The 26,135-nt window shown below is 61.5% G+C and carries 25 protein-coding genes and 2 pseudogenes; 12 read left to right on the top strand and 15 right to left on the bottom strand.

Translation table 11 applies throughout. The annotated features are described in order from the left end of the window. Window positions 1–6: 6 nt before the first annotated feature. The 5 genes from AB4O05_RS18210 to AB4O05_RS18190 all read right to left on the bottom strand — a co-directional run bounded on the left by AB4O05_RS18210 (window position 7) and on the right by AB4O05_RS18190 (window position 3,654). Window positions 7–261 carry an Lpp/OprI family alanine-zipper lipoprotein gene (locus tag AB4O05_RS18210; RefSeq protein ID WP_460136162.1) on the bottom strand — a complete coding sequence of 85 codons (255 nt, stop codon included), beginning with the start codon at window positions 259–261 and terminating at the stop codon, window positions 7–9. A gap of 135 nt (window positions 262–396) precedes the next feature. Beyond that, window positions 397–930: a c-type cytochrome gene (locus AB4O05_RS18205; RefSeq protein WP_460136163.1), complete on the bottom strand. Its 534-nt coding sequence runs from the start codon at window positions 928–930 to the stop codon at window positions 397–399. Between the two features lie 304 nt (window positions 931–1,234). After that, the gene (locus AB4O05_RS18200) at window positions 1,235–1,942 is read right to left on the bottom strand and encodes a phosphoribosyltransferase (RefSeq protein ID WP_460136164.1); all 708 of its coding nucleotides are present in this window, start codon (window positions 1,940–1,942) and stop codon (window positions 1,235–1,237) included. A 43-nt stretch (window positions 1,943–1,985) separates the two neighbouring features. Continuing rightward, window positions 1,986–2,894, bottom strand: coding sequence for a universal stress protein (locus tag AB4O05_RS18195; protein ID WP_460136165.1), 909 nt, complete (start codon window positions 2,892–2,894; stop codon window positions 1,986–1,988). 199 nt (window positions 2,895–3,093) lie between these two features. After that, window positions 3,094–3,654, bottom strand: a complete 561-nt coding sequence (locus AB4O05_RS18190) for a nitroreductase family protein (protein ID WP_460136166.1) — start codon at window positions 3,652–3,654, stop codon at window positions 3,094–3,096. A gap of 267 nt (window positions 3,655–3,921) precedes the next feature. Here AB4O05_RS18190 and AB4O05_RS18185 point away from each other — a divergent pair, with 267 nt between their 5' ends. Together AB4O05_RS18185 and AB4O05_RS18180 are read left to right on the top strand one after the other, a co-directional pair. Beyond that, a complete protein-coding gene (locus AB4O05_RS18185; protein WP_460136167.1) occupies window positions 3,922–4,419 on the top strand; it encodes a BCAM0308 family protein in 498 nt (165 codons plus the stop codon). 48 nt (window positions 4,420–4,467) lie between these two features. Further along, the gene (locus AB4O05_RS18180; RefSeq protein WP_460136168.1) at window positions 4,468–5,037 is read left to right on the top strand and encodes an N-acetyltransferase family protein; all 570 of its coding nucleotides are present in this window, start codon (window positions 4,468–4,470) and stop codon (window positions 5,035–5,037) included. Window positions 5,038–5,257: 220 nt separating this feature from the next. On the opposite strand, the gene AB4O05_RS18175 is transcribed toward AB4O05_RS18180, so the two are convergent. From AB4O05_RS18175 to AB4O05_RS18165, 3 genes are all read right to left on the bottom strand, one after another. Next, window positions 5,258–5,974, bottom strand: a complete 717-nt coding sequence (locus AB4O05_RS18175; protein WP_460136170.1) for a dienelactone hydrolase family protein — start codon at window positions 5,972–5,974, stop codon at window positions 5,258–5,260. Window positions 5,975–6,247: 273 nt separating this feature from the next. Next, window positions 6,248–7,630: an MBL fold metallo-hydrolase RNA specificity domain-containing protein gene (locus tag AB4O05_RS18170; RefSeq protein ID WP_460136171.1), complete on the bottom strand. Its 1,383-nt coding sequence runs from the start codon at window positions 7,628–7,630 to the stop codon at window positions 6,248–6,250. 35 nt (window positions 7,631–7,665) lie between these two features. Continuing rightward, complete coding sequence (locus AB4O05_RS18165; RefSeq protein ID WP_460136172.1) at window positions 7,666–8,586, bottom strand: universal stress protein; 921 nt, start codon at window positions 8,584–8,586, stop codon at window positions 7,666–7,668. Window positions 8,587–8,863: 277 nt separating this feature from the next. Between AB4O05_RS18165 and AB4O05_RS18160 the strand changes: the two genes are divergently transcribed. Both AB4O05_RS18160 and ftsH read left to right on the top strand, forming a co-directional pair. Beyond that, entirely contained in the window at window positions 8,864–9,511 is a 648-nt protein-coding gene (locus tag AB4O05_RS18160; RefSeq protein WP_460136173.1) for a BON domain-containing protein, read from the top strand. Window positions 9,512–9,572: 61 nt separating this feature from the next. Continuing rightward, window positions 9,573–11,408: an ATP-dependent zinc metalloprotease FtsH gene (ftsH, locus tag AB4O05_RS18155; protein ID WP_460136174.1), complete on the top strand. Its 1,836-nt coding sequence runs from the start codon at window positions 9,573–9,575 to the stop codon at window positions 11,406–11,408. Here ftsH and AB4O05_RS18150 read toward each other — a convergent pair whose 3' ends face one another. Continuing rightward, window positions 11,409–13,778: a phosphoketolase family protein gene (locus tag AB4O05_RS18150; protein ID WP_460136176.1), complete on the bottom strand. Its 2,370-nt coding sequence runs from the start codon at window positions 13,776–13,778 to the stop codon at window positions 11,409–11,411. 201 nt (window positions 13,779–13,979) lie between these two features. On the opposite strand from AB4O05_RS18150, the gene fnr reads away from it, so the two are divergent. Continuing rightward, the gene (gene fnr, locus AB4O05_RS18145; protein WP_460164771.1) at window positions 13,980–14,759 is read left to right on the top strand and encodes a fumarate/nitrate reduction transcriptional regulator Fnr; all 780 of its coding nucleotides are present in this window, start codon (window positions 13,980–13,982) and stop codon (window positions 14,757–14,759) included. A 30-nt stretch (window positions 14,760–14,789) separates the two neighbouring features. After that, on the top strand, window positions 14,790–15,773 hold the full coding sequence (locus AB4O05_RS18140; RefSeq protein WP_460136178.1) for a zinc-dependent alcohol dehydrogenase family protein: 984 nt from the start codon (window positions 14,790–14,792) through the stop codon (window positions 15,771–15,773). Between the two features lies 1 nt (window position 15,774). Here AB4O05_RS18140 and AB4O05_RS18135 read toward each other — a convergent pair whose 3' ends face one another. Both AB4O05_RS18135 and AB4O05_RS18130 read right to left on the bottom strand, forming a co-directional pair. Further along, window positions 15,775–16,695: a universal stress protein gene (locus tag AB4O05_RS18135; protein ID WP_460136180.1), complete on the bottom strand. Its 921-nt coding sequence runs from the start codon at window positions 16,693–16,695 to the stop codon at window positions 15,775–15,777. 51 nt (window positions 16,696–16,746) lie between these two features. Then, entirely contained in the window at window positions 16,747–17,661 is a 915-nt protein-coding gene (locus AB4O05_RS18130) for a universal stress protein (protein ID WP_460136181.1), read from the bottom strand. Window positions 17,662–17,849: 188 nt separating this feature from the next. Between AB4O05_RS18130 and AB4O05_RS18125 the strand changes: the two genes are divergently transcribed. Then, the gene (locus AB4O05_RS18125) at window positions 17,850–18,752 is read left to right on the top strand and encodes a diguanylate cyclase domain-containing protein (RefSeq protein ID WP_460136183.1); all 903 of its coding nucleotides are present in this window, start codon (window positions 17,850–17,852) and stop codon (window positions 18,750–18,752) included. 153 nt (window positions 18,753–18,905) lie between these two features. Continuing rightward, window positions 18,906–19,775 carry an isocitrate lyase/PEP mutase family protein gene (locus AB4O05_RS18120; protein ID WP_460136184.1) on the top strand — a complete coding sequence of 290 codons (870 nt, stop codon included), beginning with the start codon at window positions 18,906–18,908 and terminating at the stop codon, window positions 19,773–19,775. 58 nt (window positions 19,776–19,833) lie between these two features. On the opposite strand, the pseudogene AB4O05_RS18115 reads toward AB4O05_RS18120, so the two are convergent. Next, window positions 19,834–20,310: pseudogene (locus tag AB4O05_RS18115) on the bottom strand (methyl-accepting chemotaxis protein); the annotation flags it as partial. A 111-nt stretch (window positions 20,311–20,421) separates the two neighbouring features. Next, a pseudogene (locus AB4O05_RS18110) lies at window positions 20,422–21,189 on the bottom strand (PAS domain-containing protein); the annotation flags it as partial. Between the two features lie 180 nt (window positions 21,190–21,369). On the opposite strand from AB4O05_RS18110, the gene AB4O05_RS18105 reads away from it, so the two are divergent. Together AB4O05_RS18105 and AB4O05_RS18100 are read left to right on the top strand one after the other, a co-directional pair. Further along, a complete protein-coding gene (locus tag AB4O05_RS18105; protein ID WP_460136185.1) occupies window positions 21,370–21,750 on the top strand; it encodes a RidA family protein in 381 nt (126 codons plus the stop codon). Window positions 21,751–21,820: 70 nt separating this feature from the next. Next, window positions 21,821–23,800 carry a peptidase U32 family protein gene (locus tag AB4O05_RS18100; protein WP_460136186.1) on the top strand — a complete coding sequence of 660 codons (1,980 nt, stop codon included), beginning with the start codon at window positions 21,821–21,823 and terminating at the stop codon, window positions 23,798–23,800. Here AB4O05_RS18100 and AB4O05_RS18095 read toward each other — a convergent pair. Beyond that, window positions 23,778–24,680 carry a DMT family transporter gene (locus AB4O05_RS18095; protein ID WP_460136187.1) on the bottom strand — a complete coding sequence of 301 codons (903 nt, stop codon included), beginning with the start codon at window positions 24,678–24,680 and terminating at the stop codon, window positions 23,778–23,780. The two genes, AB4O05_RS18100 and AB4O05_RS18095, sit on opposite strands and share 23 nt — an antisense overlap. A 109-nt stretch (window positions 24,681–24,789) precedes the next feature. Here AB4O05_RS18095 and AB4O05_RS18090 point away from each other — a divergent pair, with 109 nt between their 5' ends. Further along, window positions 24,790–25,230 (top strand): Lrp/AsnC family transcriptional regulator, encoded by a 441-nt coding sequence (locus AB4O05_RS18090; RefSeq protein WP_460136188.1) that lies wholly within the window; start codon window positions 24,790–24,792, stop codon window positions 25,228–25,230. A gap of 106 nt (window positions 25,231–25,336) precedes the next feature. Here AB4O05_RS18090 and AB4O05_RS18085 read toward each other — a convergent pair whose 3' ends face one another. Next, the gene (locus tag AB4O05_RS18085) at window positions 25,337–25,597 is read right to left on the bottom strand and encodes a hypothetical protein (protein ID WP_460136190.1); all 261 of its coding nucleotides are present in this window, start codon (window positions 25,595–25,597) and stop codon (window positions 25,337–25,339) included. Between the two features lie 70 nt (window positions 25,598–25,667). On the opposite strand from AB4O05_RS18085, the gene AB4O05_RS18080 reads away from it, so the two are divergent. After that, complete coding sequence (locus AB4O05_RS18080; RefSeq protein WP_460136191.1) at window positions 25,668–26,126, top strand: REP-associated tyrosine transposase; 459 nt, start codon at window positions 25,668–25,670, stop codon at window positions 26,124–26,126. Window positions 26,127–26,135 lie beyond the last annotated feature (9 nt).

Below are 26,135 nucleotides of genomic sequence, written 5' to 3'. Positions count from 1 at the left end.
CATTGACTATTTACGGCTTGCTCTTTCGAGCATCCGGCTGGCGCGCTCATTGGCTTGATCGGCCGCTTGTTGCGCCTGATTGGCCGCTACCGCTGCCTGTTCCGCTTTCGAGTAGGCTTCATCCGCCCTGGCGCGTGCCGACAGCGCAGTGCTTTGGGCGGCCTCCAGGCGTGCATCCAGTTCTTTGGCGGGCTTGTTACTGCAGCCAGCCGACAACGCCAGGAGGGCACTGAGCAACACTACGGGTAAACGCATATTCATGGGATTCTCCTTGAGGGTCGCAGCAGGAAACGTCTGCTGCGGTTCAAGTATCCGGCGCCGCTGCCGCGGGGCTCTGATGTTTGTCAACTTTGCGCCAACAATCGGACCTTGACGCCTTGCGCACGCCCATACGCTTCATGGCTTCAGCGTCGCCATGTAATGGGCGACAGACTCGGCATCGGCATCCGACAGGGTATGCGCAATCTGACTCGTCAGGTCTCCCCGCTCACGCAGGTCGGCCTGTTGAAACGCCTTGAGCTGGCGCACCATGTAGGCCGCATGCTGGCCTGCCAGGCGTGGTGTCTGGCCATGGCCCTGCCCCTGCGCCCCGTGACAGGCGCTGCACTGCGCAATGCCTGCCTCGGGCACGCCATGGCGATAGATCAATTCGCCCCTCGCGTCAGGTGCTTCGGCTTCTGCCTGCATGGGTCGCTGGGTTGAAAAATACTCCGCCAGGTCAACGATCTGTGCATCGGTCAAATGGGTGAAGCCCCACATGTATTGAGTCGCGGCTTTATCCATGCGCACATGCGCTTTGAAGTCAACCAACTGCACCTTCAGGTAGTCTTTTTGCTGGCCGGCCAATTTGGGCGACAGCGGCGAAATCGACTCGCCCGTCAGCCCGTGGCACAGGGAACAGACGTCGTTTACCAGGGCCAGCGCAGGCATGGACGAGTGTTTTTGCGTGGCCCGATCAGATGGGCCGGTACACCCCGCAAGGGCCAGTACGCAGCAGGCAAGTGTCAAGCGCGAGCGATTGATAGAGCACCACATAGCACTTGCCTCCATGATCGGCATCGGTTACCGACGCGTACCGGTCCAGCCACGTTCGCGCAAGCGCGTGCTGGCTTTATTGATGAACCTCAATGATTAGCCTGGGCCTGGGTATAGGAATAGCTGAACACTCAAGGGGGAATCGCCATGACGACCGATGTCCAGGGACTGCGGGGTAAACGCGACGGCACCGCACGGCTCAGGTATCGAGCCGCCTCGACACCGCGCCGCCTTCAATCGACTCGCGCCGCCAGGCCCGCTGGAGTAACTCAATGACTTCTGCGTCGGTGGTCTGGGGGAAATTGGAGTACCAGTAACCGATGGACATCATCCTTTCCGGCATCAGCGGGCAGATCACTTCATTGACGATGCAACGCAGGGTCTCCACCGTATCCGGCGGCGCCACTGGAACCGCCACCACGATACGCGCGGGCGCCTGCAGCTGCACTGCCTGAATCGCGGCCATCATCGAGGCGCCGGTGGCCAGGCCGTCATCGATCAGGATGACCACCTGATCCTTCAACTGCACGGGCGCGCGGGCACCGCGGTACTCCTGCTCGCGGCGCGATAACTCGCGGGTTTCCCTGGCAACCACCGCGTCATACCGGTCTTGAGCGATCGAATGAGCTCCCAGCATCTCTTCATTGCGAATGTGGATACCGCCACTGGCGATGGCGCCCATGGCGAATTCCGGTTGGGACGGCACACCGAGCTTGCGCACCACGAGCAGGTCCAGACGCACCGCCAGGGCGGTGGCCACCTCGTATGCCACAGGCACGCCGCCACGGGGCAAGGCAAGGATGATCACATCGGCTCGACCGGCGTATTTGCGCAACGGCTCCACCAGCCCTTGGCCGGCCGCCGAGCGATCCTGCCAGAGGGTTTGCAGTGAGGGGCTATGCGTCATGAGTCACCTCATCAGGCGCTGAGACCTGTGGTTTGATTACACGTTAAACGGGGCTTCTGTTGTCGGCACGCACCGCCAACATGTCGCAGGGCACCTGGTAGAGGATGTGTTCAGTGGTACTGCCCAGTAGCTTTTCGATGCCGTGATATTGGACGCGGCCCATTACCACCACATCTACCTGGCGCTCCTTGGCAAACTGGCTCAACACCGAGACGGGATTGCCCAAAATGAAGTGAAGGCGGTCCGAAGGAACGCGGTAACGTCCGGCCAGTTCGCGCAACGCTGTTTCCTCCTTGCCCGCCAGTTCCTTGCTGAGAGTGGAAACGGCCATGCCGCCCACGTCGCCCATGTAGAGCGCGGTCAGGTCGCAGGCATACAGCAGGTGCAACTCGGCATCACATTGCAGCGCCAGGTCGGTAGCCTGCGCAATGATGCTCTCGTTCAACACGTCATTGGCATGTTGAACGTCCGACACGTCAACCGCCGCCACAATGATGCGCGGCAAGGCATGGCCACCGCCGCCGACCAGATACACTGGAACCGGGCACTCACGCAGCAACTTCCAGTCCAGTGGGGTGAAGAATGCGCGCTTGAACGCCGACTCGTGCTGCACTTGCTTGATCAGCAGGTCGGGCTGCATCTCCGCGACGTAATCCAGGATGTCTTGCTTGAGGTCGTTGGCCCACGCCACCTGCGCCGTTACGTCGAGGCCCAGCGCATGGAGATGCCTGGCCTGGTTGTCCAGCCAGGCGCGGTGATCCTCGAGGTAACTGGCGCGGGTCGTGTCCTGCACATCTTCGGCCAGTAACGACAAGATCTCCAAGGGGGTTGCCAGCCCGGCAATATGCAAGCGCGCGCCACTGGCCTTGGCCAGGGCGGCAGCGTGGCCGATTGCCGGGGAGTCGCGCAGGTCGGGGTTGATGATCAGCAACAAGCGGGTGTATTGGCTCATGATCTGACTCCAGAAAAGGAATGAAAAGCAGCCTGCACGACCGGTGCCGCGCGAACCTGCGCCGTGCCTCAGTTCCGTTACAGGATGGTGTGTTGCCGGGCGTCGAGGGTCAGCCCGAGCTTAGGCGCCGGCCTCGCGGCCGATCTGATCCACATCAGAAAACCGCAAAACCGGCCAAGCCTGGGATCAGCGTTAGCAATCAGTCTATCCAGTGGATCTCGGGGGCCTTGCGCGCGATGGGTTCCGGTACCGTTTTGGGGTGCCCCACGATAATCGGTGCCACGGGAGCCCAGTCGGCGGGCAGGCCCAGTGCGTGCTTACCCTGCGGCGTATTCAGAAAGCCCTGGGCGAAACCGATCCAGCACGTTCCAAGCCCCTCGGCATAGGCCGCGAGCATCAGGTTTTCGGCAGCCAAGGCGCAGTCTTCGACCACCCATTGGGTGGGGGCATTACCCGAAATCAGTACCAGTGCCGGTGCGTGGTAGAAAATCTGAAAATTCTCCTCACTGAGCAATGCCTGGAAATGGCTGGAATGCGTACCCGCAGGCGTGGTGGCGAGCAGCCAAGTCTTGGCTTCACGGGAAATTCGCTCCAGCAGCGCCTGGTCGCGGACCACCGTGAACGTCCACGGTTGTTGGTTCATCGCACTGGGTGCCTGGACAGCGGCATCGATCAAGCGACAGAGAAGTTTTTCATCGAGCGGTTCGGTCGTGTAGTCACGGGTCGAGCGCCGCCCGGAGATAGCCTTGGCTACATTCATGCGTGCAGGCCTCCAGGGAATTTCCTATCAGAACTCAGCGGTGGGTGTTGGGGCCGCTTCGCTGCCCCGGGGCAAGCCTGCTTCCCCACCCGCTCATTCTTCGTTGACCATGCTTCCCCGAAGTAGCGGTGGCCAGATTGACTTTTATCAACAAAGTCACACCCCTGCCGAACCCTCCCCGAGTTGACAAAAATCAATCTGCCCGGCTGTAAACGGCGTCCAAATCAACACGTGGCTCCCCCCTCTCGATACGCCAGGAGAAACACCATGGACAGCTATCAGCAAAGTCAGAAAAGCAAACTGTTCAAAACACCGCCCCATGACCCCTATTGCCAGCCACGGATGCAAGGTTCAGCCGTCTGCCCGCGGTGCGAGGCGGTGTATCAGGCCGGGAACTGGACCTGGAATCGTCCGGAAAACACCGTGGTGCACAACGCGCAGTCCGTGACCTGCCCCGCCTGCCGACGGATAGCGGACAACGTGCCCGCCGGCACGCTCACGCTGTCGGGCGGCTTCTTGCACCAGCACCATGATGAAATCATCCACCTGATCGAAAACACCGAAAAACAGGAAAAGGCCGAGCATGCACTGGAGCGCATCATCCACCTGACTGACGTGGCCGACGACCTGAAGGTGACCACCACCGGCATTCATCTCGCCAATCGCCTGGGGCATGCGCTGGAAGCCGCGTTCAAGGGCGAGGCGCGTTACTGCTACGACGATACTCAATACGGCGTGCAGGTCACGTGGGCACGTAATGAATAGCCCTGACCCAGGCCGCTCTCCGATTTCACCGTGCACTGGAGCCCTCCCATGCCCGACACCCCACACGCCGCTGCTCTGATTGCAGAACGGGATAAATCGTCGACCACCGAGCATTGGCTGGAGAAACTGCACGATGGAACCCATGTGCTTATTCGTCCCTTGTCGACTGACGATCACGCGGGCCTGTTGCGTTTTTTCCAACGGTTGTCGCCCTTGTCGCTGCGCTTTCGCTTTTTGGGTGAAGTGCCCCATGTCGATGCGCACACCCTCGATGCACTGCTGAGTGAACCTGGGGATGTTGGCCATGGCTACCTGGCATTGGTGCACCAGGATGGCGAGTTGCTGGTCATCGGTGTCAGCCGCTACAGGCGTGCCATGGATAACAGCGAGAACTGCGACTGCGCGGTCGCCGTGGCCGACACCTGGCAGCGCAAGGGCCTGGGTCGTTCATTGCTCGGGCATCTGATTGACGCCGCCCAGCGCAGGGGCTTTCGCAAAATGGTGTCGACGGACCTGTCGACCGATTATCCGATTCATGGCCTGTACAAGCAGTTTGGCTTTACCTCGGCGTATGTGGACCGGGATTTTGATCGCATCGTGCACGAGCGGGTGCTTTAGACGGTACCTCTGTGGCGAGCGGGCTTGTCGAATCGTCGCACCGCCCGCGTTGGGGTGCGAAGCGCCCCCTGATGAAGACGAATGCGGTGGATCAGGCACTTCTCTGCGCCTGGTTTTGGGGCTGCTGCGCAGCCCAACGCGGGACAAGCCCGCTCGCCACAGAAATGCGGTCGACTGAAATTGATCACCGCTTCCTCGAACGGATGCCAGGTGGCGGGGATCAAGCCCTGCCGTTTAATCCAGGCACTGGGCCAGTCGACGAAGGCTCCTTGTACAGGTACTTTTCGAACCAGTCCCTGCTCAGCCTGGCCACGTCCGCCAGCGCACCCGGCTCCTTGAAAAGATGCGTCGCGCCGTTGACGATCTCCAGGCTTTGCTTGCAGTGCAGCGCGAGACTGGTGCGCACATTCAGGCGCAGGATCATCGGGTCTTCCGAACCGACCACTTGTAATGTCGGTGCCTTGACCTGGCACAACGCCTCAGCGGCAAGGTCGGTGCGCCCTCCCCGGCTGACCACCGCACGCACCCCACTGGCGTGAGCGGCAGCGACCAGCACAGCGGCGGCGCCCGTACTGGCACCGAACAAGCCCATGGCCAGTGGGCGCAGCTCAACGTCCCGGCCGATCACTTCAATGACGCTGATCAGTCGTTCGGCAAGCAGCTCAATATCGAAACGCAGCGCGCCGGTCAGGGCATCCCAGCGCTGCTCCGTCCTGGTCAGCAGGTCGACCACCAAGGTGCCCATGCCCTGGCGCGCCAGGTACTCCGCAATAAACTGGTTACGCGGGTTGGGATGGCCACCGCCACTGCCATGCACGAGAATCACCAGGCATTCGGCGCCACGCGGCAATCGCAAATCACCGGCCAACTCATAGCCGACGAAGTTAAACTTTTTGTACTGAAGCTCAGATACTGCACCACCGCACTGAGAAGCCATTAGTTGAATACCTGTGTATGTAACCTTTTCGGGACGCAAGGTACTTCAAGAGTGGCTTCATCTTTCTTTTTGATTGTTCAATCAGCTCGATTGACAGGCATGAATGCCCATCCCGTTAAAACCGAAAAAAGCCCCGGCCTTCCCTGTTGAATCGACGACGCGGACCTGAAGCCTCTCGGGGGGTAAATTGCTCTTTTGCGGCGAGCCGTACTTGATAAAAATCAAACGCATGCCTATCCGGTGCCTCGAATCGGTCATTTGTCTTGGCGGGTACTAAGCGCTCAGGGACTGATCAACGGCCGGCAGTTCGACCTGGTCCCGATACTCCGGCACTGACACCGACCAACCCAGTTCCTGGCTGATGCGCCGCCGCAGTACATCCGAGGCATTCGGTTCGCCATGAACCACGTAGGTGTGTGTCGGCGCGTGCGTGAAGCCGCGCAGCCACTGCATGATTTCATCGGCGTCGGCGTGCGCGGACAGGGTGTCCATGGGCACCACCTCGGCGCGGATCGGCACGTCCTGGCCATGGATACGCACCGAGGGCGCGCCGGCGACGATCTGCGCACCGCGTGTGCCGCCCGCCTGAAAGCCCGGTACCAACAGGGTGTTGAGCGGGTTGGGCGCCAGCGCCTTGAGGTGGTGCAGCACGCGCCCGCCGGTGGCCATGCCGCTGGCGGCAATGATGATCGCGGGGCTGCGTTGCAGGTCCAGTGCAATCGACTGTTGCACGGACGTGATGAAATGCGTGCCGTCGCACATGCCCTGGCACTCTTCCAGCGACAGCCGATGCTCAGAGCGAAAGCGCTGGTACAGGCGGGTGACGTCGGTGGCCATCGGGCTGTTGAGGTAAATCGGCAGGTCAGGGATGGCGTGCTGTTGCTTGAGTCGATACAGGTGGTACATCAGCAATTGCGCGCGCCCCACGGCAAACGACGGCACCAGGGTGATGCCGTGGCGCAGCGCGGTGCGGTTGATCACCTCGGCCAGCGTCTGTTCGGGAGGCTCCACCACGTGGCGACGATCGCCGTAGGTGGATTCCACCAGCAGGTAATCGGTGTGCTCAATGGTCTGCGGGGCGAACATCAAGGGATCATTCGGCCGCCCCAAGTCACCGGAGCACACCAGCGTGACGCCATCGGCCACGATTTCAACCGTCGCCGCGCCGAGAATATGCCCGGCTTCGCGCAACAGAATGGTCAAGCCCAGGGCAATCGCCACGCGGTGGTGCAGTTCGATCGGCCGCAGCAGTTTCAACGCCCGCTCGGCATCCTGTTCGGTATACAGCGGCAGCGCCGGGTCGTGCTTGGAGAATCCATGGCGGTTGGCGAATTCGGCCTCTTCTTCCTGCAGGCGGCCGCTGTCACGCAGCAGGATTTTGGCCAGTTCACAGGTGGCCGGCGTGGCATAGACCGGCCCGCGATAACCGTTGCGTACCAGCAACGGCAGATAGCCGCTGTGGTCCAGGTGGGCGTGGGTCAACACGATAGCGTGAAGCTCGCGAACCGGCAGCTGGAAGGCATCCCAATTGTGCAGGCGCAATTGCTTGTAGCCCTGGAACAGGCCGCAATCGATCAGGACATGCAGGTCTCGATGCTCCAGCAGGTACTTGCTGCCGGTGACCGTGCCTGCCGCCCCCAGAAATGTCATGCGCATGGTTGCCTCCTTGAGAGGTCATGGACTCGCTGGTTTCAGTCAACCCAGGGCAGTGGCTTGACGATCATCAAACTGCTTGAAGTGCGGTTCAGCACGCTCTCGGCAGTGCTGCCAATCATCCGGTCAAGGCTTTGGCGATAGACCGTGCCAAGCACCACCACATCGAAGGCATTGCGCCGGGCGAACTGGCTGATCACCTTGTGGGGAATACCGCTCAGCACATGCTGGTGCTTGGGCTCGATGCCATAGCGTTCGGCGAGCGTGACAAAGGCTTCCGCCTGAGCGTCGTTGACCGCCTCACCCAAACTGCTATCCAGGCTCTGGGTCGGTACACTCCTTAATGCATCGCCCACTACCGACCAGTTGCAGACATTGAGCAGATGCAGTTGCGCATCGCACGCCTGAGCCAATGCCGTAGCCAGTTCGAGGACGCGCTCATTCGTTCCGTATGTCAGTTCTTCAAGGTGCGACAGGTCAATGGCGGCGAGTACCTTCAGCGGCTTCGGGTGCCGAGCGTCGGTAACCAGGTGCAGGCAGGCCGGACACTCACGCAACAGCAGCCAATCCAGGGGTTTGTGGAAGGTGCGGTCAAGGGCCGCGACATGCTGAACGTCCTTGATCACCAGGTCGGCATGAAAGTCGTTCACATAGGCCAACACGTGCGCCAGGCTGGGTTTGGCCCACACCACTTCACAGCTGATCTCCAGGCCCGCGCGCCGTTGAAAGCGAACGTGCTGCTCCAGCCAGTGGCGATGGATCTGAAGGTAACCCTCCCGCGCCTGGGCCATCGCGTCATGGTCGAACAGCCCGGCCAATGCCAGTGGCGTGACATAGTCGAACGCCACAATGTGCAACAGCGCGCCCGTGGCACAGGCCAACGCCTGCGCCCGGTCAAAGGCCGGGGTGAGCGTCATTTCGGAGGGTGCAATCAATAAGATACGTTTGAGTGCCAACATGGAATACCTCCGCCTGGACGCGCGTTGCCATTTGCCTGCGGCCCTTGTCTGTCCCGCTCATGCTCCTGCGTCTGGACTGAAGACCTTCAGTCAAGTATCTGGCGTCACAATGTGCACGCTCTGATCTTTATCAACTAATGGCTGGCTTTTATTCAACAGGCCAGTCACTCGAGCCTTATTGATATAGCTCAATGATTTTCCGTGGTTCGGGCGTAGAAACCAGTGACTGGCCATTCACGGCCTGTCGTAAGCCACGAATTCGACTGAGGACATCATCATGAGCGACTTGAGTTTGCGTAACGCCATTTTGGAAGAGCTTGAATTCCTCCCGCACATCGATGCAGCCAACATCGGTGTCGCGGTGGAAAACGGCGTGGTCACGCTGACCGGACATGTCGGCAGCTACGATCAGAAAGTCAGCGCCGAGCGCGCGGTTAAAGGCGTCAAGGGCGTGCGCGCGGTGGCCGAAGAGATTCAGGTCCGGCTGCACAAAGGCGCCGGAACGGCCGACGACACCATCGCCGCGCGCGCCCTGAGCATCATCAACTGGAGTGCCGACATTCCCCCGAACGCCGTTAAAGTCATCGTGCGCAACGGTTGGATCACCCTGGAAGGCGAAGTCGACTGGCAGTACCAGAAACAAACCGTGGAAAAAGCCGTGCGCAAGCTATCCGGCGTGATGGGGGTGGATAATCGCCTGACCCTCAGCCCCCGGGTGGACGTCGTCGATATCCGCAAGCGCATCGAAGAGGCGCTCACGCGCAATGCAGAAGTGGATGCCAAGGATATTCATGTCCGGGTCGACGGTGATGTGGTTCGGCTCGACGGCAAGGTTCATCTGTGGCGTGAGCGCAAGCTCGTAGAACGGGCGGCCTGGTCGGTGCCGGGTGTCATGCGGGTGGAAGATCACCTGCTGCTCGCGTGAGAGCAAGCATGCCCCGGCCGACGCGCCGGGGCTTCCAACGGTTGCGCGGGCGGTGCGGGTCATGAAAAAGAACCATCAATGGAACCTGTCGTACTTTTTGACCGCCTTTGTCGTGTTCACCGTGCTGCAATTTCTGTGGACGGAATACCGGGTGGTGCAAAACATCCCCTACAGTCAGTTCCTGCAACTGTTGAACGAGCACAAGGTCAGTGACCTGCGGGTCGAGAAAGACCAGATCAGCGGCAAACTGCAAGTGCCTATCGACGGCCACAGCCTGTTCACCACGGTGCGGGTCGAGCCGGCGTTGGCCGCAGACCTGGCGCAGGCGGGCGCCAGTTTCTCCGGCGTCAATGACAATACCTTCCTGAGCGGCCTGTTGGGCTGGCTGCTGCCGTTCATCCTGATCATGGTGATCTGGCACTTCATGTTTCGCGGCATCGCGCAAAAGCAGGGCCTCGGCGGGCTGATGAACATCGGCAAGTCCCGGGCCAAGGTGTTTGTACAACGGGACACGGGGGTGACCTTCGCGGATGTCGCCGGTATCGATGAAGCCAAGGCCGAACTGGTCGAGATCGTCTCGTTCCTCAAGGACAAGGCCAAGTACGCAAGGCTGGGGGCGCATATTCCCAAAGGCACGTTGCTGGTGGGGCCGCCGGGGACCGGCAAGACCCTGGTGGCCAAGGCCGTCGCAGGTGAGGCCGGGGTGCCGTTTTTCTCGATCTCGGGCTCCGAATTCGTCGAAATGTTCGTCGGCGTCGGCGCCGCCCGGGTGCACGACCTGTTCGAACAGGCGCGCGAGGCGGCGCCGTGCATCATTTTCATCGATGAACTGGACGCCCTGGGCAAGATGCGCGGCGTCGGCGTATTCGGTGGCAATGACGAAAAGGAGCAGACCCTCAACCAGCTCCTGGCCGAACTGGATGGCTTCGACCCTCGCGAAGGCGTGGTGCTGTTGGCCGCGACCAATCGCCCGGAAATTCTCGACCCGGCGCTGCTGCGCGCCGGGCGGATCGACCGCCAGGTGTTGATCGATCGCCCCGACCGCAAGGGGCGGCAGGCGATTCTCAACGTTCACCTGCAAAAGATCAGCGTGGATCCGGCCCTCGACAGCGCGCGCATTGCCGAGATCACCACCGGTTTCACCGGCGCCGACCTGGCGAACCTGGTTAACGAAGCGGCGATTGTCGCCACCCGGCGTGGCGCCGACGCGGTCAGCCTGGACGATTTCACCGCTGCCGTGGAGCGCCTGGTCGCGGGCATCGAACGCAAGAGCAGCGTGCTGCGCGCCGAAGAGCGCCAGGTGGTGGCATACCACGAGATGGGCCATGCCCTGGCAGCGAGTCACCTGCCGGCCATGGACCCGGTGCATAAGGTCTCCATCGTGCCGCGCGCCATTGGCGCCCTCGGCTACACCTTGCAGCGCCCGACCGAAGACCACTTCCTGATCAGTTGCCAGATGCTCAAGGACCGTATTGTCGTGCTGATGGCCGGCCGCGCCGCCGAGTTTCTGATGTACGGCCAGACCTCCACCGGCGCGGCGGATGACCTGGCTCACGCCACGGATATCGCCCGGCAGTTGATTACCCGTTTCGGCATGAGTGCCGAGTTGGGGCAGTCGGTGCTGGAACGCCAGAACACCACCTACCTGGGTGAGCAGATGCAGGTCACGGGGCAGAAAGATTATTCGGAGCAAACGGCCAGGGAAGTCGACCTGTGTATACGCGCCCTGCTCGACGAAGCCTACGCACGCGCCAAGACCTTGCTCCAGGCGCACCGTGCCGACCTGGAGGCCGGCGCGCGTCTGCTGATGGAAAAGGAGAGCCTGACGCCCGAGGAATTCGCGCCGCTGATGCCGATGAAGCCGCTGCCGGTCGCCGTGAATGGGGCGTCGCGCTGATCACTCGGCCGCGGTCCATTGCCAATCGAGCACTTCGGGCAGGTCTTCGCCATGCTCGATCAGGTACAGCTTGTGTTTCTCCATCATTGACCAGTACCGCGCCTGCGCAGCATGGCGTTGGTCGTGCAGGCGCGGTACGCGCTCAATGACGTCCAGCGCCAGCCGGTAGCGATCCAGGTTGTTGATCACCGCCATATCGAACGGCGTGGTGGTGGCGCCCTCCTCCATGAAGCCGCGCACATGGACGTTGGCGTGATTGGTGCGGCGGTACAGCAGCCGATGCACCAGCGCCGGGTAGCCATGGAAGGCAAAGATCACCGGTTTGTCAGTGGTGAACAACCCATCGAACGCGGCATCCGTAAGGCCATGGGGATGCTGCGAAGACGACTGCAGCACCATCAGGTCGACGACGTTGATCACCCTGACCCGTAGATCCGGTACGTACTCGCGCAACAACGTCACGGCGGCCAGGGTTTCCAGGGTCGGAACGTCACCGGCACAGGCCATGACCACGTCCGGGTCCTGGTCGTCCCGGCAGGCCCAGTCCCAGCGACCGATGCCCGCCAGGCAATGGCGCACGGCAGCGTCGATATCCAGCCACTGCCACTCCGGTTGCTTGCCCACCACGATCACATTGATGTAATTGCGGCTGCGCAGACAGTGGTCAGCCACCGACAGCAGGCAGTTGGCATCCGGTGGCAGGTAGATGCGCGCCACGTCGGACTTTTTGTTCGCCACCAGGTCGATGAAGCCAGGGTCCTGGTGAGAGAACCCATTGTGGTCCTGGCGCCAGACATGGGAAGTCAACAACAGGTTGAGCGACGCCACCGGCTTGCGCCAGGGCACGCTGGCGGCGGTTTTCAACCATTTGGCATGCTGGTTGACCATGGAGTCGACGATATGGATAAACGCTTCATAACACGACAACAGGCCATGGCGACCAGTGAGCAGATACCCTTCGAGCCAGCCCTCGCACACATGCTCGCTGAGGATCTCCATGACGCGACCGTCCGCCGCCAGGTTCAGGTCGTCGGCCTGCAGCGGGTCCAGCCAGGTTTTGGCGCTGACCTCATAGACGGCTTCCAGGCGATTGGAGGCGGTTTCATCCGGGCCGAACAGACGGAAGTTGGCGGCGCCCCGGGCGTTTTTCATCACGTCGCGCAAGAAGCCCCCCAGTACCCGGGTCGCCTCGGCGCGCCGGCAACCGGGGGCCGCCAGTGCCACCGCGTAGTCGGCGAACCGTGGCAGGTCCAGCACGCGCAGTAACTGCCCGCCATTGGCGTGGGGGTTGGCACTCATGCGGCGGTGCCCGGTGGGGGCCAGTGCTGCGATCTCCGGCAGCAAGGCACCGTCGGCATCGAACAGCTCCTCGGGGCGGTAGCTCTTGAGCCATTCCTCCAACTGCTGCACATGCCCCGGCGTCTGAAAGTTGGCCAGCGGCACTTGATGGGCGCGCCAGGTGCCTTCAACCCGACAGCCATCGACAAACTTCGGTCCGGTCCAGCCTTTGGGCGTACGCAGTACCAGCATCGGCCACAGTTGGCGCTCCGGCGTCTCGGCACGCCGGGGCTGGCGTGCCGCGCGCTGAATCTCGCGGATTTTCAGCAGCATGGTGTGCAGGGTCCGGGCCAGCGCCTGATGGACCTGCTCCGGCTCATCGCCTTCGACAAAATAGGCATCGTAGCCGTAGCCATACAACAGGGCGGACAACTCGTCCTCGCTGATCCTGGAGAGGAGCGTGGGGTTGGCGATCTTGTAGCCGTTAAGGTGCAGGATCGGCAGCACCGCGCCATCCCGCGCAGGGTTGATGAATTTGTTCGCGTGCCAGCTGGCGGCCAATGGGCCGGTCTCGGCTTCGCCGTCGCCGATCACACAGGCGACGATCAGGTCGGGGTTATCAAATGCCGCGCCATAGGCGTGGGCCAGGCAGTAACCCAGTTCACCACCTTCATGGATCGACCCGGGGATCTGCGCCGAGACATGGCTGGAAATTCCATAGGGCCAGGAAAACTGCCGAAACAGCCGCAGCAGGCCGTTGGTATTGCGCCCCACCGAGGGATAACACTCGGTGTAGGTGCCCTCCAGGTAAGTCTGGGCCACCACCGCCGGCCCGCCATGGCCGGGGCCGGCCACAAAGAGCATGTTCACATCGTACTGGTTGATCAGCCGATTGAGATGGGTATAGAGCAGGTTCAGCCCCGGCGTGGTGCCCCAGTGCCCCAGCAAGCGCGGCTTGATATGGGACGGCTCCAGCGGTGTCTGCAATAACGGGTTGTTCTTGAGGTAGATCTGCCCGACTGCCAGGTAATTGGCTGCGCGCCAATACGCATCCAGCCCCTCCAGTTCCTCTACCCCCAGAAAATCACTCATACACCCCTCCGCCAAGGTTGGACCTGTGGATTGTCATTCGTCGATTCTGGGTGCCTCAACTGCTCGGGACTTGATATACGTCAAGTCTTGAAGCCGACGCTTAAGTTCAAGTAGAAGCGGAGTCGGAACCGCCAAGTACCAGGGGAGCCGGCGCACTTTTCTTGCCCTTCCAAGAGCCAGGCCCATGCCTGGACGGAGCGCATGCATGAATGCCCCCTCCTGCGTCCAGCCGATCACTCGGTGGTGTTGCGGACCACACCGACTCCCGCCCTTAAAGCAGCCTGTTCCCGTTGCAGTGTGTCGGCATTCTGCCTGCCGACCGGTCTCGACGGGCCAGAGGTGATGCACCTGGACACGCTGGTGGCGCAACGTTTCAAGGTCAAAAAAGGCGCGGCCTTGTACCGTACGGGAGAACCCTTGCGTTCGCTGTATGCGGTGCGCACCGGTTCGTTCAAGACGTGCATCGTGTCGGTTGACGGCCGCGAGCAAGTCACCGGCTTTCAGCTCTGCGGCGATATGCTCGGCCTGGATGCCATCAGTGACGAAGCGTACGCCTGCACGGCGGTGGCCCTTGAGGACAGTGAGGTCTGCCCGATCCACTTCGCTCATCTGGAGAGCCTGGCGCGCAAGCTTCCGTCATTGCAGCACAACCTCAATCGGCTGCTGAGCCGTGAAATCGTGCAAGACCATACCCTGCTGATGCTGATGGGCAACATGAACTCGGATGAGCGCCTGGCGGCGTTTGTGCTGAACCTGTCGCAACGCTTCAGCCAGCGCGGGTATTCGGCCAGGCACTTTGTACTGAAAATGCGCCGCGAGGAAATCGGCTCTTACCTGGGCCTGCGTCTGGAAACCATCTGCCGCGGTATCGCGCACCTGCGCGACCAGGGGTTGGCGCAGATTGTCGGGCGTAACGTCACGATCCTGGACCCGGACGGGCTCAAGCGCCTGGTCGCGGGCTGCCGGCGGCCTATTATTTAGCGTGACTGCGCGAACACCTGGAGATGGGTTATGCGGGCGATGGTTTTGCACACCCCCGGCCAGCCGCTGCAATGCGAGGAGCGGCCGATCCCGACACCCGGCACCGGGCAGCTACTGATCAAGGTGCTGGCCTGCGGGGTGTGCCGCACCGACCTGCACCTGGTCGACGGTGAATTGCCCCAAGCGCTGTTGCCGCGTGTGCCGGGCCATGAAATCGTCGGTGAAGTGACGGCCGTGGGCGCCGCTGTCGCCGCTCACTGGCTCGGCCGCCGCGTCGGTGTGCCGTGGCTCGGTTGGACCTGCGGTGAGTGCGACTTCTGTCGATCGGGCCGGGAAAACCTCTGCGACCGGGCCCTGTTCACTGGCTGCCAGTTGGACGGCGGCTACGCTGACTACACAACGGCGGACTCGCGTTTTTGCCTGCCGATTCCCGACGAGTTATCGGACATTCAAGCCGCGCCTCTGCTGTGCGCCGGCCTGATCGGTTTTCGGGCCCTGCAAATGGCCGCCGGCGCCCGTCACCTTGGGCTTTATGGCTTCGGCGCGGCGGCCCATCTGGCGATTCAGGTGGCGCTGGGGCGCGGGCAACAGGTGTATGCGTTCACCCGCCCGGATGATCGCGAAGGCCAGGCGTATGCGCGTTCGTTGGGCGCCGTGTGGGCCGGCCCCTCGGATCAGCCGCCGCCCCACCCGCTGGATGCCAGCCTGATTTTTGCCCCCGTCGGCGCGCTTGTACCGCTGGCGCTGGCCGCCACCGCCAAAGGCGGCTGTGTGATTTGCGCCGGCATTCATATGAGCGATATTCCCGCCTTCCCCTATCGCCTGTTATGGGGCGAGCGCAGCGTGCGCTCAGTGGCCAACCTGACCCGGCAAGACGGTAGCGAGTTTTTCCAGATGCTGCGGCACACGCCCGTCCACTGCGACGTGACCCGCTTTGCCCTGGAAGAGGCCAACCAGGCGCTGGCGTACCTGCGCGGCGGGCAATTCAACGGGGCGATCGTGCTGACGCCCTAGCCTAGCGGTGGTCGCCGTTTTCGGGCTGCCGGATCGCCAGAATACTGCCCGGCACTGAATACAGCGCCCGTTCGGTGTTGCTGCCGATCATGCGCTCCAGCCCGACCCGGTGAACGGTGCCCATGACCACCACATCGGCGAGAAATTGCTCGACGAATTGCTGGATCACCGGCACGGGTTGGCCCATGACAAAGTGCCGGCGCTCCGCTGGCACCCCATAACGCTCGGCCAAGGTGACGAACGCCTGATGCAGCGACTGGCGCAACTCTTCAGCGAAGTCCAGGTTCCAGCCGCCCATCGTCATCGGCGCATCACCGTTGAATGCCGGCGACAGGTCATAGGCATACAGCAGGTGCAGCGGCGCGTCGCATTGCCGGGCCATGGAATAGGCACACTGAATAATGGTGTCATTCAGGCCGCTGATTTGCGTGGCAGCGTCGAACGGATCAACCGCCGCCACCACGCGATGGGGCAAACCGTAGCGCGCCTGGCTGACCAGGTGCAGGGGCGTCGCGCACTCGCGCAGCAGGTGGCAATCGAGCGGGGTCATGAACACTCGCTTGAGGAGGGGTTCGAGCTTCACGTCCTTGATCACCAGGTCGGGCTTCAGATCGGCAATCGTGCGCAGGATATCCAGCAACGGGTGGGTGGTGAACACCAGCTCAACCGACATTTTCAGCTCTACACCGCCCAGTCGCTGGACTTCTTCGACCAGCCAGTCGCAGTAACGGCGCAGGTAGTCGTTATGCGCCGACTCATCGAGATGCTCCTCCCACAAATGAATGATCGGCGCCGGTTCGATAAAGGCCCTGACGGCCAGGCTCGCGCGGCATGCCTTGGCCAGGGCCACGGCACGCTGCAGCGCCGGGGACTGATACAACGTACGGTCGGTGATCAGCAACAGGCGTTGGTATTGGCTCATTTCGCACCTCTTCAGGCACCGGGCGATCCCGGCGCCAGGTTCAATACGTAGTCAATTGCGTGTTGGTTTAATCGCCCACAGGCTGCAGGGTGCGTGGTGCAGGAGACTTTCAGCGGTGGTGCCCAGCAACTTGTTCAAGCCCCGGTGCTGCACGGTGCCCATGACGATGATGTCGCTGTGGTGATCGCGCGCAAAGTCGCAGATGTTGAGCAGCGGCACCCCTTCGATAAAGTGCCGATGTTCGACGGCAATCCCCTGGCGCTCGGCCAGAGACGCAAACGCCTCATGCTGTGCTTCATTGAGCGACTCATAGAGCCCGGCAGCCAGGGGCACGGCGCCGAAGCCCATGTCCTTGGCGTACACCGCGGCCCAGTCGTACACATGCAGCAACTCCAACTGCGCCTGGCATTGGGCGGCCAGCTTGACCGCCGCTTCGACAATCTGGTCGTTGAAGACCTGGTCCTGTTCCTCACTGCGCAACACATCGACAATCGCCAGCACCTTGCGTGGCAACGGGTGACGCGAGTCAGTGACCAGATGCACCGGCACCGGGCAATCGCGCAGCAGTTGCCAATCCAGCGGCGTGTAGAACACCCGCTTCAAGGCCGGTTCTTCCTCGGCGTCCTTGATGATCAGGGCGAGTGACATCTCATTGACGAAATGCAGGATCTCCTCGTAAGGATGGTGCACCCACACCACCTCGCTGGTGACCTCGACGCCGTGCTGGCGTATCACTTCTGCCTGCTCGGCGAGCCAATGGCGATGGGTATTGAGATACCCCTCCCGCGCTCGATTGATCTGTTCGGGGGCAAACAGCCCGGCGATCGCCAGGGCCTGCAGATAGTCGAATGCCACGATGTGCAAGGGCAGCTGCATCGCATGCGCCAGGGCGGCGGCACGCTCGAACGCCGGCGTGCGGGTCATGGGCGAAGGGGCAATCAACAGTAAACGCTGAGTCTGCAACATGGGGCACCTCGGCACGTGGCCATCTCACTCGGTGAATAGGCTTTCAGAGTGAGCGTTCCAGGCCGGCGGCCACTTGATCTTTATCAGCTGGTGCTGGCAAAAGTTGATTTTCATCAACAGCCGCCCAGCGCCTTGCCCCTAGCCTGCATCCAGGCTTTGCAGCGTCACCGGCTCTGTCGGAGGGCACCATGATCGAAGATGAGCAGCAAATATTGGTGAGGTCGCTGGACGCGGCGACAAACCCGGTGTTGATCACCGAGAGATCGGGTTGCATTGTGTGGATCAATAAGGCGTTTTGCCTGTTGAGCGGCTATTCCAAGTGGGAGCTGGTCGGTAAAACCCCGCACCTGCTGGCCTCGGGAAGGCAAACCACCACGTTTTATCGGGAGTTGTGGATGACCATCCTGGCGGGCCTGACCTGGCAGGGCGAGATGGTTGAGCGGCGCAAGGATGGCTCCAACTGTACGATCAATCAGGTCATTACCCCGGTGCTCGACACGCAGGGCGTGGTGACGCACTTCATCGCCATCCTGCACAATTTCAAGGTAATGGATGAAGAACGCGCGCGCATGCAACAACTGGCATTCCATGACGGCCTGACCGGCTTGCCCAATCGCAGCCTGTTCCTGAGCCTGCTCAACCAGGCAATGAATCACGCCATCCAGCAGCAACAGCCGCTGGCGTTAATGTTTATCGACCTGGACCGTTTCAAAGCAGTGAACGACACCCACGGGCATGCGTGTGGCGATAAGTTGCTGGTGGCGGTGGCCGAGCGTCTGAGCCAGTCGGTGCGCCGCTCCGATGTGGTGAGCCGCTTGAGCGGCGACGAGTTTGCGATCCTGGTGACCGGCATGGACCACGCCAGGCAAGTCGAGGTGCTGGCCGATAAACTGATCGGCGCGATCAACCAGCCCTTCATGATCGATGCCCACCGCCTGAGCACGCACATCAGCGTCGGCATCAGCCTGTACCCAGGGGATGGGGCGGATGTCGAACAACTGCTCGCGCGGGCCGATGACGCGATGTACCAGGCGAAAAAACGCGGTGGCAGCACCTGCCGTTTCAGCTGGGTCAGCCTGCCCGCCGACTGAAAGGCTCGCGCCTGGGCATACCTGCGAGGGTATGTGCCTTAGGCATGGCCCATTCTCAAACGTCATAATCCGCGGTTTTGCGTCGTGGTAATCTGCCACGACTATGAATAGGCATTGATCGTTAGTCGACAATGGCCCCAACCTGGAAAGATCATGCCAAAAAAGTCCCACTCAGCCCTGCGTCGTCATTTCCGTGAATTGCTGGCAACGCCTGTGTGCGTTGAAACTGCCTCTGTGTTCGACCCGATGTCGGCGCGTATCGCCGCCGACCTGGGGTTCGAAGTGGGCATTCTGGGCGGCTCGGTCGCCTCGTTGCAGGTACTGGCGGCACCCGATTTTGCGTTGATCACACTGAGTGAGTTCGTAGAGCAGGCCACGCGCATCGGTCGCGTTGCCCAGCTTCCGTTTATTGCCGACGCCGACCACGGCTACGGCAACGCCCTGAACGTAATGCGCACCGTCGAAGAGCTCGAGCGCGCCGGCGTCGCCGCGCTGACCATTGAAGACACGCTGCTGCCCGCGCAATTCGGGCGTAAGTCGACGGATTTGATTTGCATCGAGGAAGGCATCGGCAAAGTCCGCGCGGCCCTCAAAGCACGTGTCGACCCTGAGCTGTCGATCATCGCGCGCACCAACGCGGGGGTGTTGCCCACCGAAGCGGTGATCGAGCGCACCCTGGCGTATCAGCAAGCCGGCGCCGACGGGATTTGCATGGTGGGGATCAGCGACTTCGAGCACCTGGAACAGATCGCGCAGAACCTCAGCGTACCGCTGATGCTGGTGACCTACGGCAACCCCAAGCTCAATGATGCACAGCGCCTGGCAGACCTGGGCGTGCGCATTGTGGTTGCCGGTCATGGCGCTTACTTTGCCGCGATCAAGGCCACCTACGACAGCCTGCGCGCCCAGCGCCAGTTGACCCTCAGCACCTCGAACCTGAGCGCCACCGAGCTGACGCACACCTACACCCTGCCTGAGAATTACGTCGCCTGGGCCAAGGAATTCATGGACGTGCAAGAGTAATACCCGTGGGGATCGAGGGGGGCAATCCCCCCTCCTCCCGCGTGCAGTGACCGGCTGACTAGCCCACCCAGCCGACTGCGGTCTTGGGAATGACTTCCGACTCATCCAGCTTCGACGCAAACATGCTCACCGCTTTCACCGCATCGTTGGTGCTGGTGCGAATCTGCAAGATCACCGACCCCGCCTGATCGGCCAGATTGACACCGCGTTGCGCGCCCTCCTGGGTGGCACTCATGCTCGCCACCGCATCACGGGTTTCCGACAGGATCATGCCGATCATCTCGGCGATTTCCGCCGTGGAGCGGCTGGTTCGACCGGCCAATTGCCTGACCTCATCGGCCACCACCGCAAAACCACGCCCTTGATCGCCCGCGCGCGCCGCCTCGATGGCCGCGTTGAGCGCCAGCAGGTTGGTCTGGTCGGCAATGCCGCGAATGGTATTGACGATGGCGGTGATTTGCTCGGAGCGGTCACCCAGTTGCCCGACCAAACGCGCCGAGGCACCGATATTCTCGGCAATCCGACGCATCTCCGTGGCGGTTTCATGAATCACTTGGGTACCGTGCTCGGCAAACCGCTCGGTCTCGGACGAAATATGGTAAGCCCGCGAGGCACCGCGCGAGTCTTCCTCGAACTTTTCCACGCGTTCGGTGATGTCGCTGGCAAATTTGGCGATCTTGATCAACGTGCCGTCACCGTCGTAGACCGGGTTGTAACTGGCTTCCAGCCAGACCACGCGGCCATTTTTGCCGATGCGCTTGAATTGCCCGGTGAAGAATTCGCCGTTGTTCAGGCGGCGCCAGAAGTCCGCATACTCACTGCTGTTGACCAGCGCGGGTTCGCAGAACAGGCGGTGGTGTTTGCCTTTGAGCTCGGCCAGCGTGTAGCCCATCACGTTCAGGAAGTTCGCGTTGGCGTCCAGTATGTGGCCGCTCAAATCGAATTCGATCACCGCCATCGCTCGATCAACGGCCGCCAGCTTGCTGCGGGTAGCGGCGTCCTGCTCGACTTTACTGGTGACATCCAACGCGTACTTGACCACTTTCAACACCTGGCCACGTTCATCCAGCACCGGGTTGTAGCTGGCCTCAAGCCAGACCGTCTTGCCGCTTGAGTCCACCCGTTTGAAGGTGCCCGAGACGAATTTGCCAGCCTTGAGCTCATTCCAGAACTGCGCGTAGGCCGGGCTGTTGGTCAACGCTGGCAAGCAAAACTCGCGGTGGGACTTGCCAGCCAGTTGCTCGCGGCTGTAACCCAAGGTTTTGAGGAAGTTGTCATTGGCGCGAAGCACCTTGCCATTCAGATCGAATTCGACCACCGCCATGGAGCGTTCAAGTGCCGCAATCAGTCCTTTGTATTCGGTGGTTTCGGCCGTCCTGGCCGCCAGTTCTGTTTTAAGTGATGTGTTGAACATGACGTACCCTCGGCGGTGCGGAAAACATTGCATTAACATAGCTGTCGGCCGCGGAATCCGCGACTTTACGCGGCTGGAACATTTATTTTTTGGCGTCAAGAAACTGCTTGGCGATTTGCCCGTGCGGCGATTTTCAGGGACCATGGCGCCTCTCCAATCCAGCCCATAAACGAGGCGCCCATGGCCAACCACGATCTGTCCTATACCCCCGATCCCGATGCCGATTCCATCTCCTCCGACGTGGTCGGTTTCAATGGCATCCTGGTCTCTACCCAGATCCCGACCCGCGCCGACGGCAGCCTGGAACTGGGCGATATCACCGTGCAAAGCGAATGCACCCTGCAAGCGCTGAAAGTTGCCCTGGAAAAAGCCGGCAGCTCCCTGGACCGGGTCATGCACCTGACCATTTATCTGACCGATATGGCTGATCGCGCAGCCTTCAATGAGGTCTATAAACGCTTTTTCGCCAAGCCCTGGCCCGTGCGCGCGGCGGTTGGCGTCGCCGCGTTGGCGGTAGACGGCATGCGCGTGGAAGTCACCGCGATGGCCGCCAAGGCCTGAGGTGATGCCGCTCAGGCAATTCACGGCTACAATGCGCGCCTCAACCGTGACAAGCCTGACTAAAAAAACTATGTCCTTGCCCAAGCATCACCTGGAATTGCTCAGCCCCGCCCGCGATATTGCCATCGCGCGCGAGGCCATCCTGCACGGCGCCGACGCCATCTACATCGGCGGCCCGAGCTTCGGCGCCCGCCACAACGCCTGTAACGACGTGAGCGATATCGCTCAACTGGTCGAATTCGCCCGCCGTTACCACGCGCGCGTCTTCACCACGATCAATACCATCCTGCATGACAATGAACTGGAACCGGCACGCAAGCTGATCCATCAGCTCTACGACGCCGGCGTCGATGCGTTGATCGTGCAGGACCTGGGCGTGATGGAGCTGGATATTCCGCCCATCGAGCTGCACGCCAGCACCCAGACCGACATCCGCACCCTGGGCCGGGCCAAGTTTCTCGACCAGGCCGGGTTCTCCCAGCTGGTCCTGGCCCGTGAGCTGAACCTGCAAGAGATCCGCGCCATCGCCGACGAGACGGACGCCGCCATCGAGTTCTTTATCCATGGCGCCCTGTGCGTGGCGTTCTCCGGGCAGTGCAATATCTCCCACGCCCAGAATGGCCGCAGCGCCAACCGTGGCGACTGCTCCCAGGCGTGCCGCCTGCCGTACACCTTGAAAGACGACCAGGGCCGCGTCGTGGCCTTTGAAAAACACCTGCTGTCGATGAAAGACAACAACCAGAGCGCCAACCTGCGTGCCCTGGTCGAGGCCGGTGTGCGCTCGTTCAAGATCGAAGGCCGCTACAAGGACATGGGCTATGTGAAGAACATCACCGCCTATTACCGCCAGCGCCTCGACGAGATCCTGGAAGACCGCCCGGACCTGGCTCGCGCATCCAGCGGCCGTACCGCGCATTTCTTCCTGCCCGACCCGGAAAAAACCTTCCATCGTGGCAGCACCGACTACTTTGTCAGCGACCGCAAGATCGACATCGGCGCCTTCGACACCCCGACCTTTACCGGCCTGCCGGTGGGCGTGGTGGAAAAAGCCGGCAAGCGCGACCTGCAGGTGGTCACCCATGAGCCATTGTCCAACGGCGATGGCCTGAACGTGCTGGTCAAGCGTGAAGTGGTGGGCTTTCGCGCCAACATCGCCGAGCCCAAGGGCGAGTTCGAGGAAGACGGCCAGAAGCGCTACCGCTACCGCGTCGAACCGAACGAAATGCCGGCCGGCCTGCACCAGCTGCGCCCGAACCACCCGCTGAACCGCAACCTGGACCACAACTGGCAACAGGCGCTGCTCAAGACCTCCGCCGAGCGCCGTATCGGCCTGTCGTGGGTCGCGCGACTGCGTGAAGAACAGCTTGAAATCACCGCCACCAGCGAAGAAGGCATCAGCGCCGGCGTCACCCTGCCCGGCCCGTTCGGCGTGGCCAACAAGCCGGAACAGGCGCTGGATACCCTGCGCGACCTGCTCGGCCAACTGGGCACCACCGAGTACCACGCCACCGCCATCGAGCTGGATGCGCCACAGGCGTTCTTCATTCCCAACTCGCAGCTCAAGGCACTGCGCCGCGAAGTAATCGAAGCGCTGACCGCCGCCCGCATCAAGGCGCACCCGCGTGGCGGGCGCAAGGCCGAAACCACGCCGCCACCGGTGTATCCGGAAGCCCACCTGTCGTTCCTGGCCAACGTCTACAACCAGAAGGCCCGCGACTTCTACCACCGCCACGGCGTCAAACTGATCGACGCGGCCTTCGAAGCCCATGAAGAAACCGGCGAAGTGCCGGTGATGATCACCAAGCACTGCCTGCGTTTCTCGTTCAACCTGTGCCCTAAACAGGCCAAGGGCGTGACGGGGGTCAAGACCAAGGTCGCGCCGATGCAGTTGATCCATGGCGATGAAGTGCTGACGTTGAAGTTCGACTGCAAACCGTGCGAGATGCACGTGGTGGGCAAGATCAAGGGGCATATCCTTGGGTTGCCGCAACCTGGCAGTGCCGTGGAGCATTTCAACCCGGAAAACATCATCTATCAGGGGACGCACTGACCCTGTAGAAGCGGGGCCACCAGCCCCGCTGCAACCCCGCCGCCGCCAACAGAATCGCCGCCACGCCCAGCCACTGCAGCCAGCCGAGCTGATGCCCAAAGGCAACCCAGTCAACGAAAATCGCCGCGATCGGGTAGATAAACGACAGTGCGCCGGTGATCGCCGTGGGCAGTTTCTGGATCGCGCCATACAGCAACACATACATCAAGCCGGTGTGCACCACACCCAGCGTTACCAGGGCCGCCCAGGCATCGGTCGACGCTGGCAGGCTGTTCCAGGGCACCATCGGTGCCAGCAACAACGCCCCGGTGGTCACCTGGATCAAGGCCATCAGATGCGGCGGCACGTCTTTCAAGCGCTTGATAATCAACGCCGCCACCGCATACAAAAACGCCGCGCCCAATGCCAGTGCAATGCCTGTCAGATACGCCCCGCCACCGCTCTGCGACTCGCCATGGGCGCTGACAATCGCCAGCATCCCCAAAAACGCCACGCTCAACCACGCCAGCTTCTGCACGGTGATCTTCTCACCCAGAAACAACGCCGCCAGCATCACCAGGATGAATGGCTGCACGTTGTACACCGCGGTGCTGATGGCGATGGACGCCCGTGAATAGGATTCGAACAACAGCAGCCAGTTGCCGACAATGGCCACGCCGCTGAGTATCGCCAGGCCCAGCCCGGCCCAACTGAGCAGGTCCAGGCGCAGGTAACCGAGCAGCGCGCACACCAGCAGCAGCGTAAGGCCGCCAATCACACAACGCCAGAACACCACTTCGATCACCGATACGCCCGACACCAGTACAAACCAGCCAATGGTGCCCGAGATCAGCATGGCGGCGATCATTTCCCACGACCCGCGACGGATGGATGTGTCCATGATTGAAGCTCCTCAAGTGAGGCTCAATTATGGCAATCTGCTTATGCCCCGCTCCAGCGACTAAAAAAGGCCAAACCCTCGGATCACCTTTACTTATTAGGCAGACACCATGATTGACACCATCGACCAGCAACTCATCAGCGCTTTAATGGACGACTCGCGCCTGTCGCTCAAGGCCCTGGCGGGGATTACCGGGCTATCGTCGCCCAGCGTCGGTGAACGCCTGCGCCGCCTTGAGGAGCGCGGCGTGCTGACCCACTACACCGTCGACATCGACCCCAGGCATTTTGGCTACCTGTTGCAGGCCATCGTGCGTATCCGCCCCCTGCCGGGCAAATTGCAGGAGGTGGAGCGCCAGATCCAGGCGATCCCCGAGTTCACCGAGTGTGACAAGGTCACCGGCGAGGATTGCTTCATCGCACGCCTGCATGTACGCACCATGGACCACCTGGACAGCCTGCTCGACCGGATCAACGCCTATGCCGAAACCAATACCGCCATCGTCAAGAAAACCCCGGTGAAACGACGCTTGCCGCCATTGGCCGATTAATGATGCAGACCGCAAGGCAGCCTCCCGTGGCGAGCAGGATTGCCCTGCGTTGGGCTGCGCAGCAGCCCCAAAACAGCCACCGCGTTTTTCCAGGTGTATTACATCGTCAGCCACAATTTGCCGGCATTTCAAACCCCGCTGACAGACCGCAAAACAGCACCCCGTGGCGAGCAGGCTTGCCCTGCGTTGGGCTGCGCAGCAGCCCCAAAACAGTCACCGCGTTTTTCCAGGTGTATTGCAGCCTCAGGGGCAAGGGCCGCTTCGCGCCCCAACGCAGGGCAAGCCTGCTCACCACAGCAAGCCTGCTCACCACAAAAGGCCTGCTCACCACCACAGCCAATATGCCTTTATAGAAATATAGCGACACGCAAGTACCCTGGTGCGGTCCGTCTGCGCTGCTAGCGTCAAAGCTTTCTATCCATGCAGGGAGCAACGGATTGTCTCTTCAGCCTAATTCCCACCTATTGCGGCGTGGTCGATATTCAGAAACTGGTCGTGCTTATTTGGTGACTGCCGTGGTGCATCAACGACTGCCCCTATTCCGTGACTTTTACCTCGGTCGCTTATTGGTCGCCGAGTTCAAACGTGCTCATGAAGCAGGGCTGGTCAACTCATTGGCGTGGGTCGTGATGCCGGACCACTTTCATTGGTTGTTCGAGCTGAACCATTCAACGCTGCGGGATGTGATGCGCCAGACCAAGTCACGCAGCACGCTTAGCATCAACCGAGCGCGTGGCAGTCGAGAAAAGTTCTGGCAGCGTGGCTACCATGACCGCGCGGCTCGGGGCGATGAAAATCTTCTGAAAATGGCTCGCTACCTCATCGCCAACCCTCTACGAGCAGGGCTGGTGGAACACATTGGTGATTATCCATTATGGGACGCCGCCTGGTTATGAGGCCCTGCT

It is taken from the genome of Pseudomonas sp. S1_G07 (genome assembly GCF_054668565.1).
The sequence above is the reverse complement of the archived record's forward strand: the minus strand, read 5'-3'. Positions and strand labels throughout refer to the sequence as shown.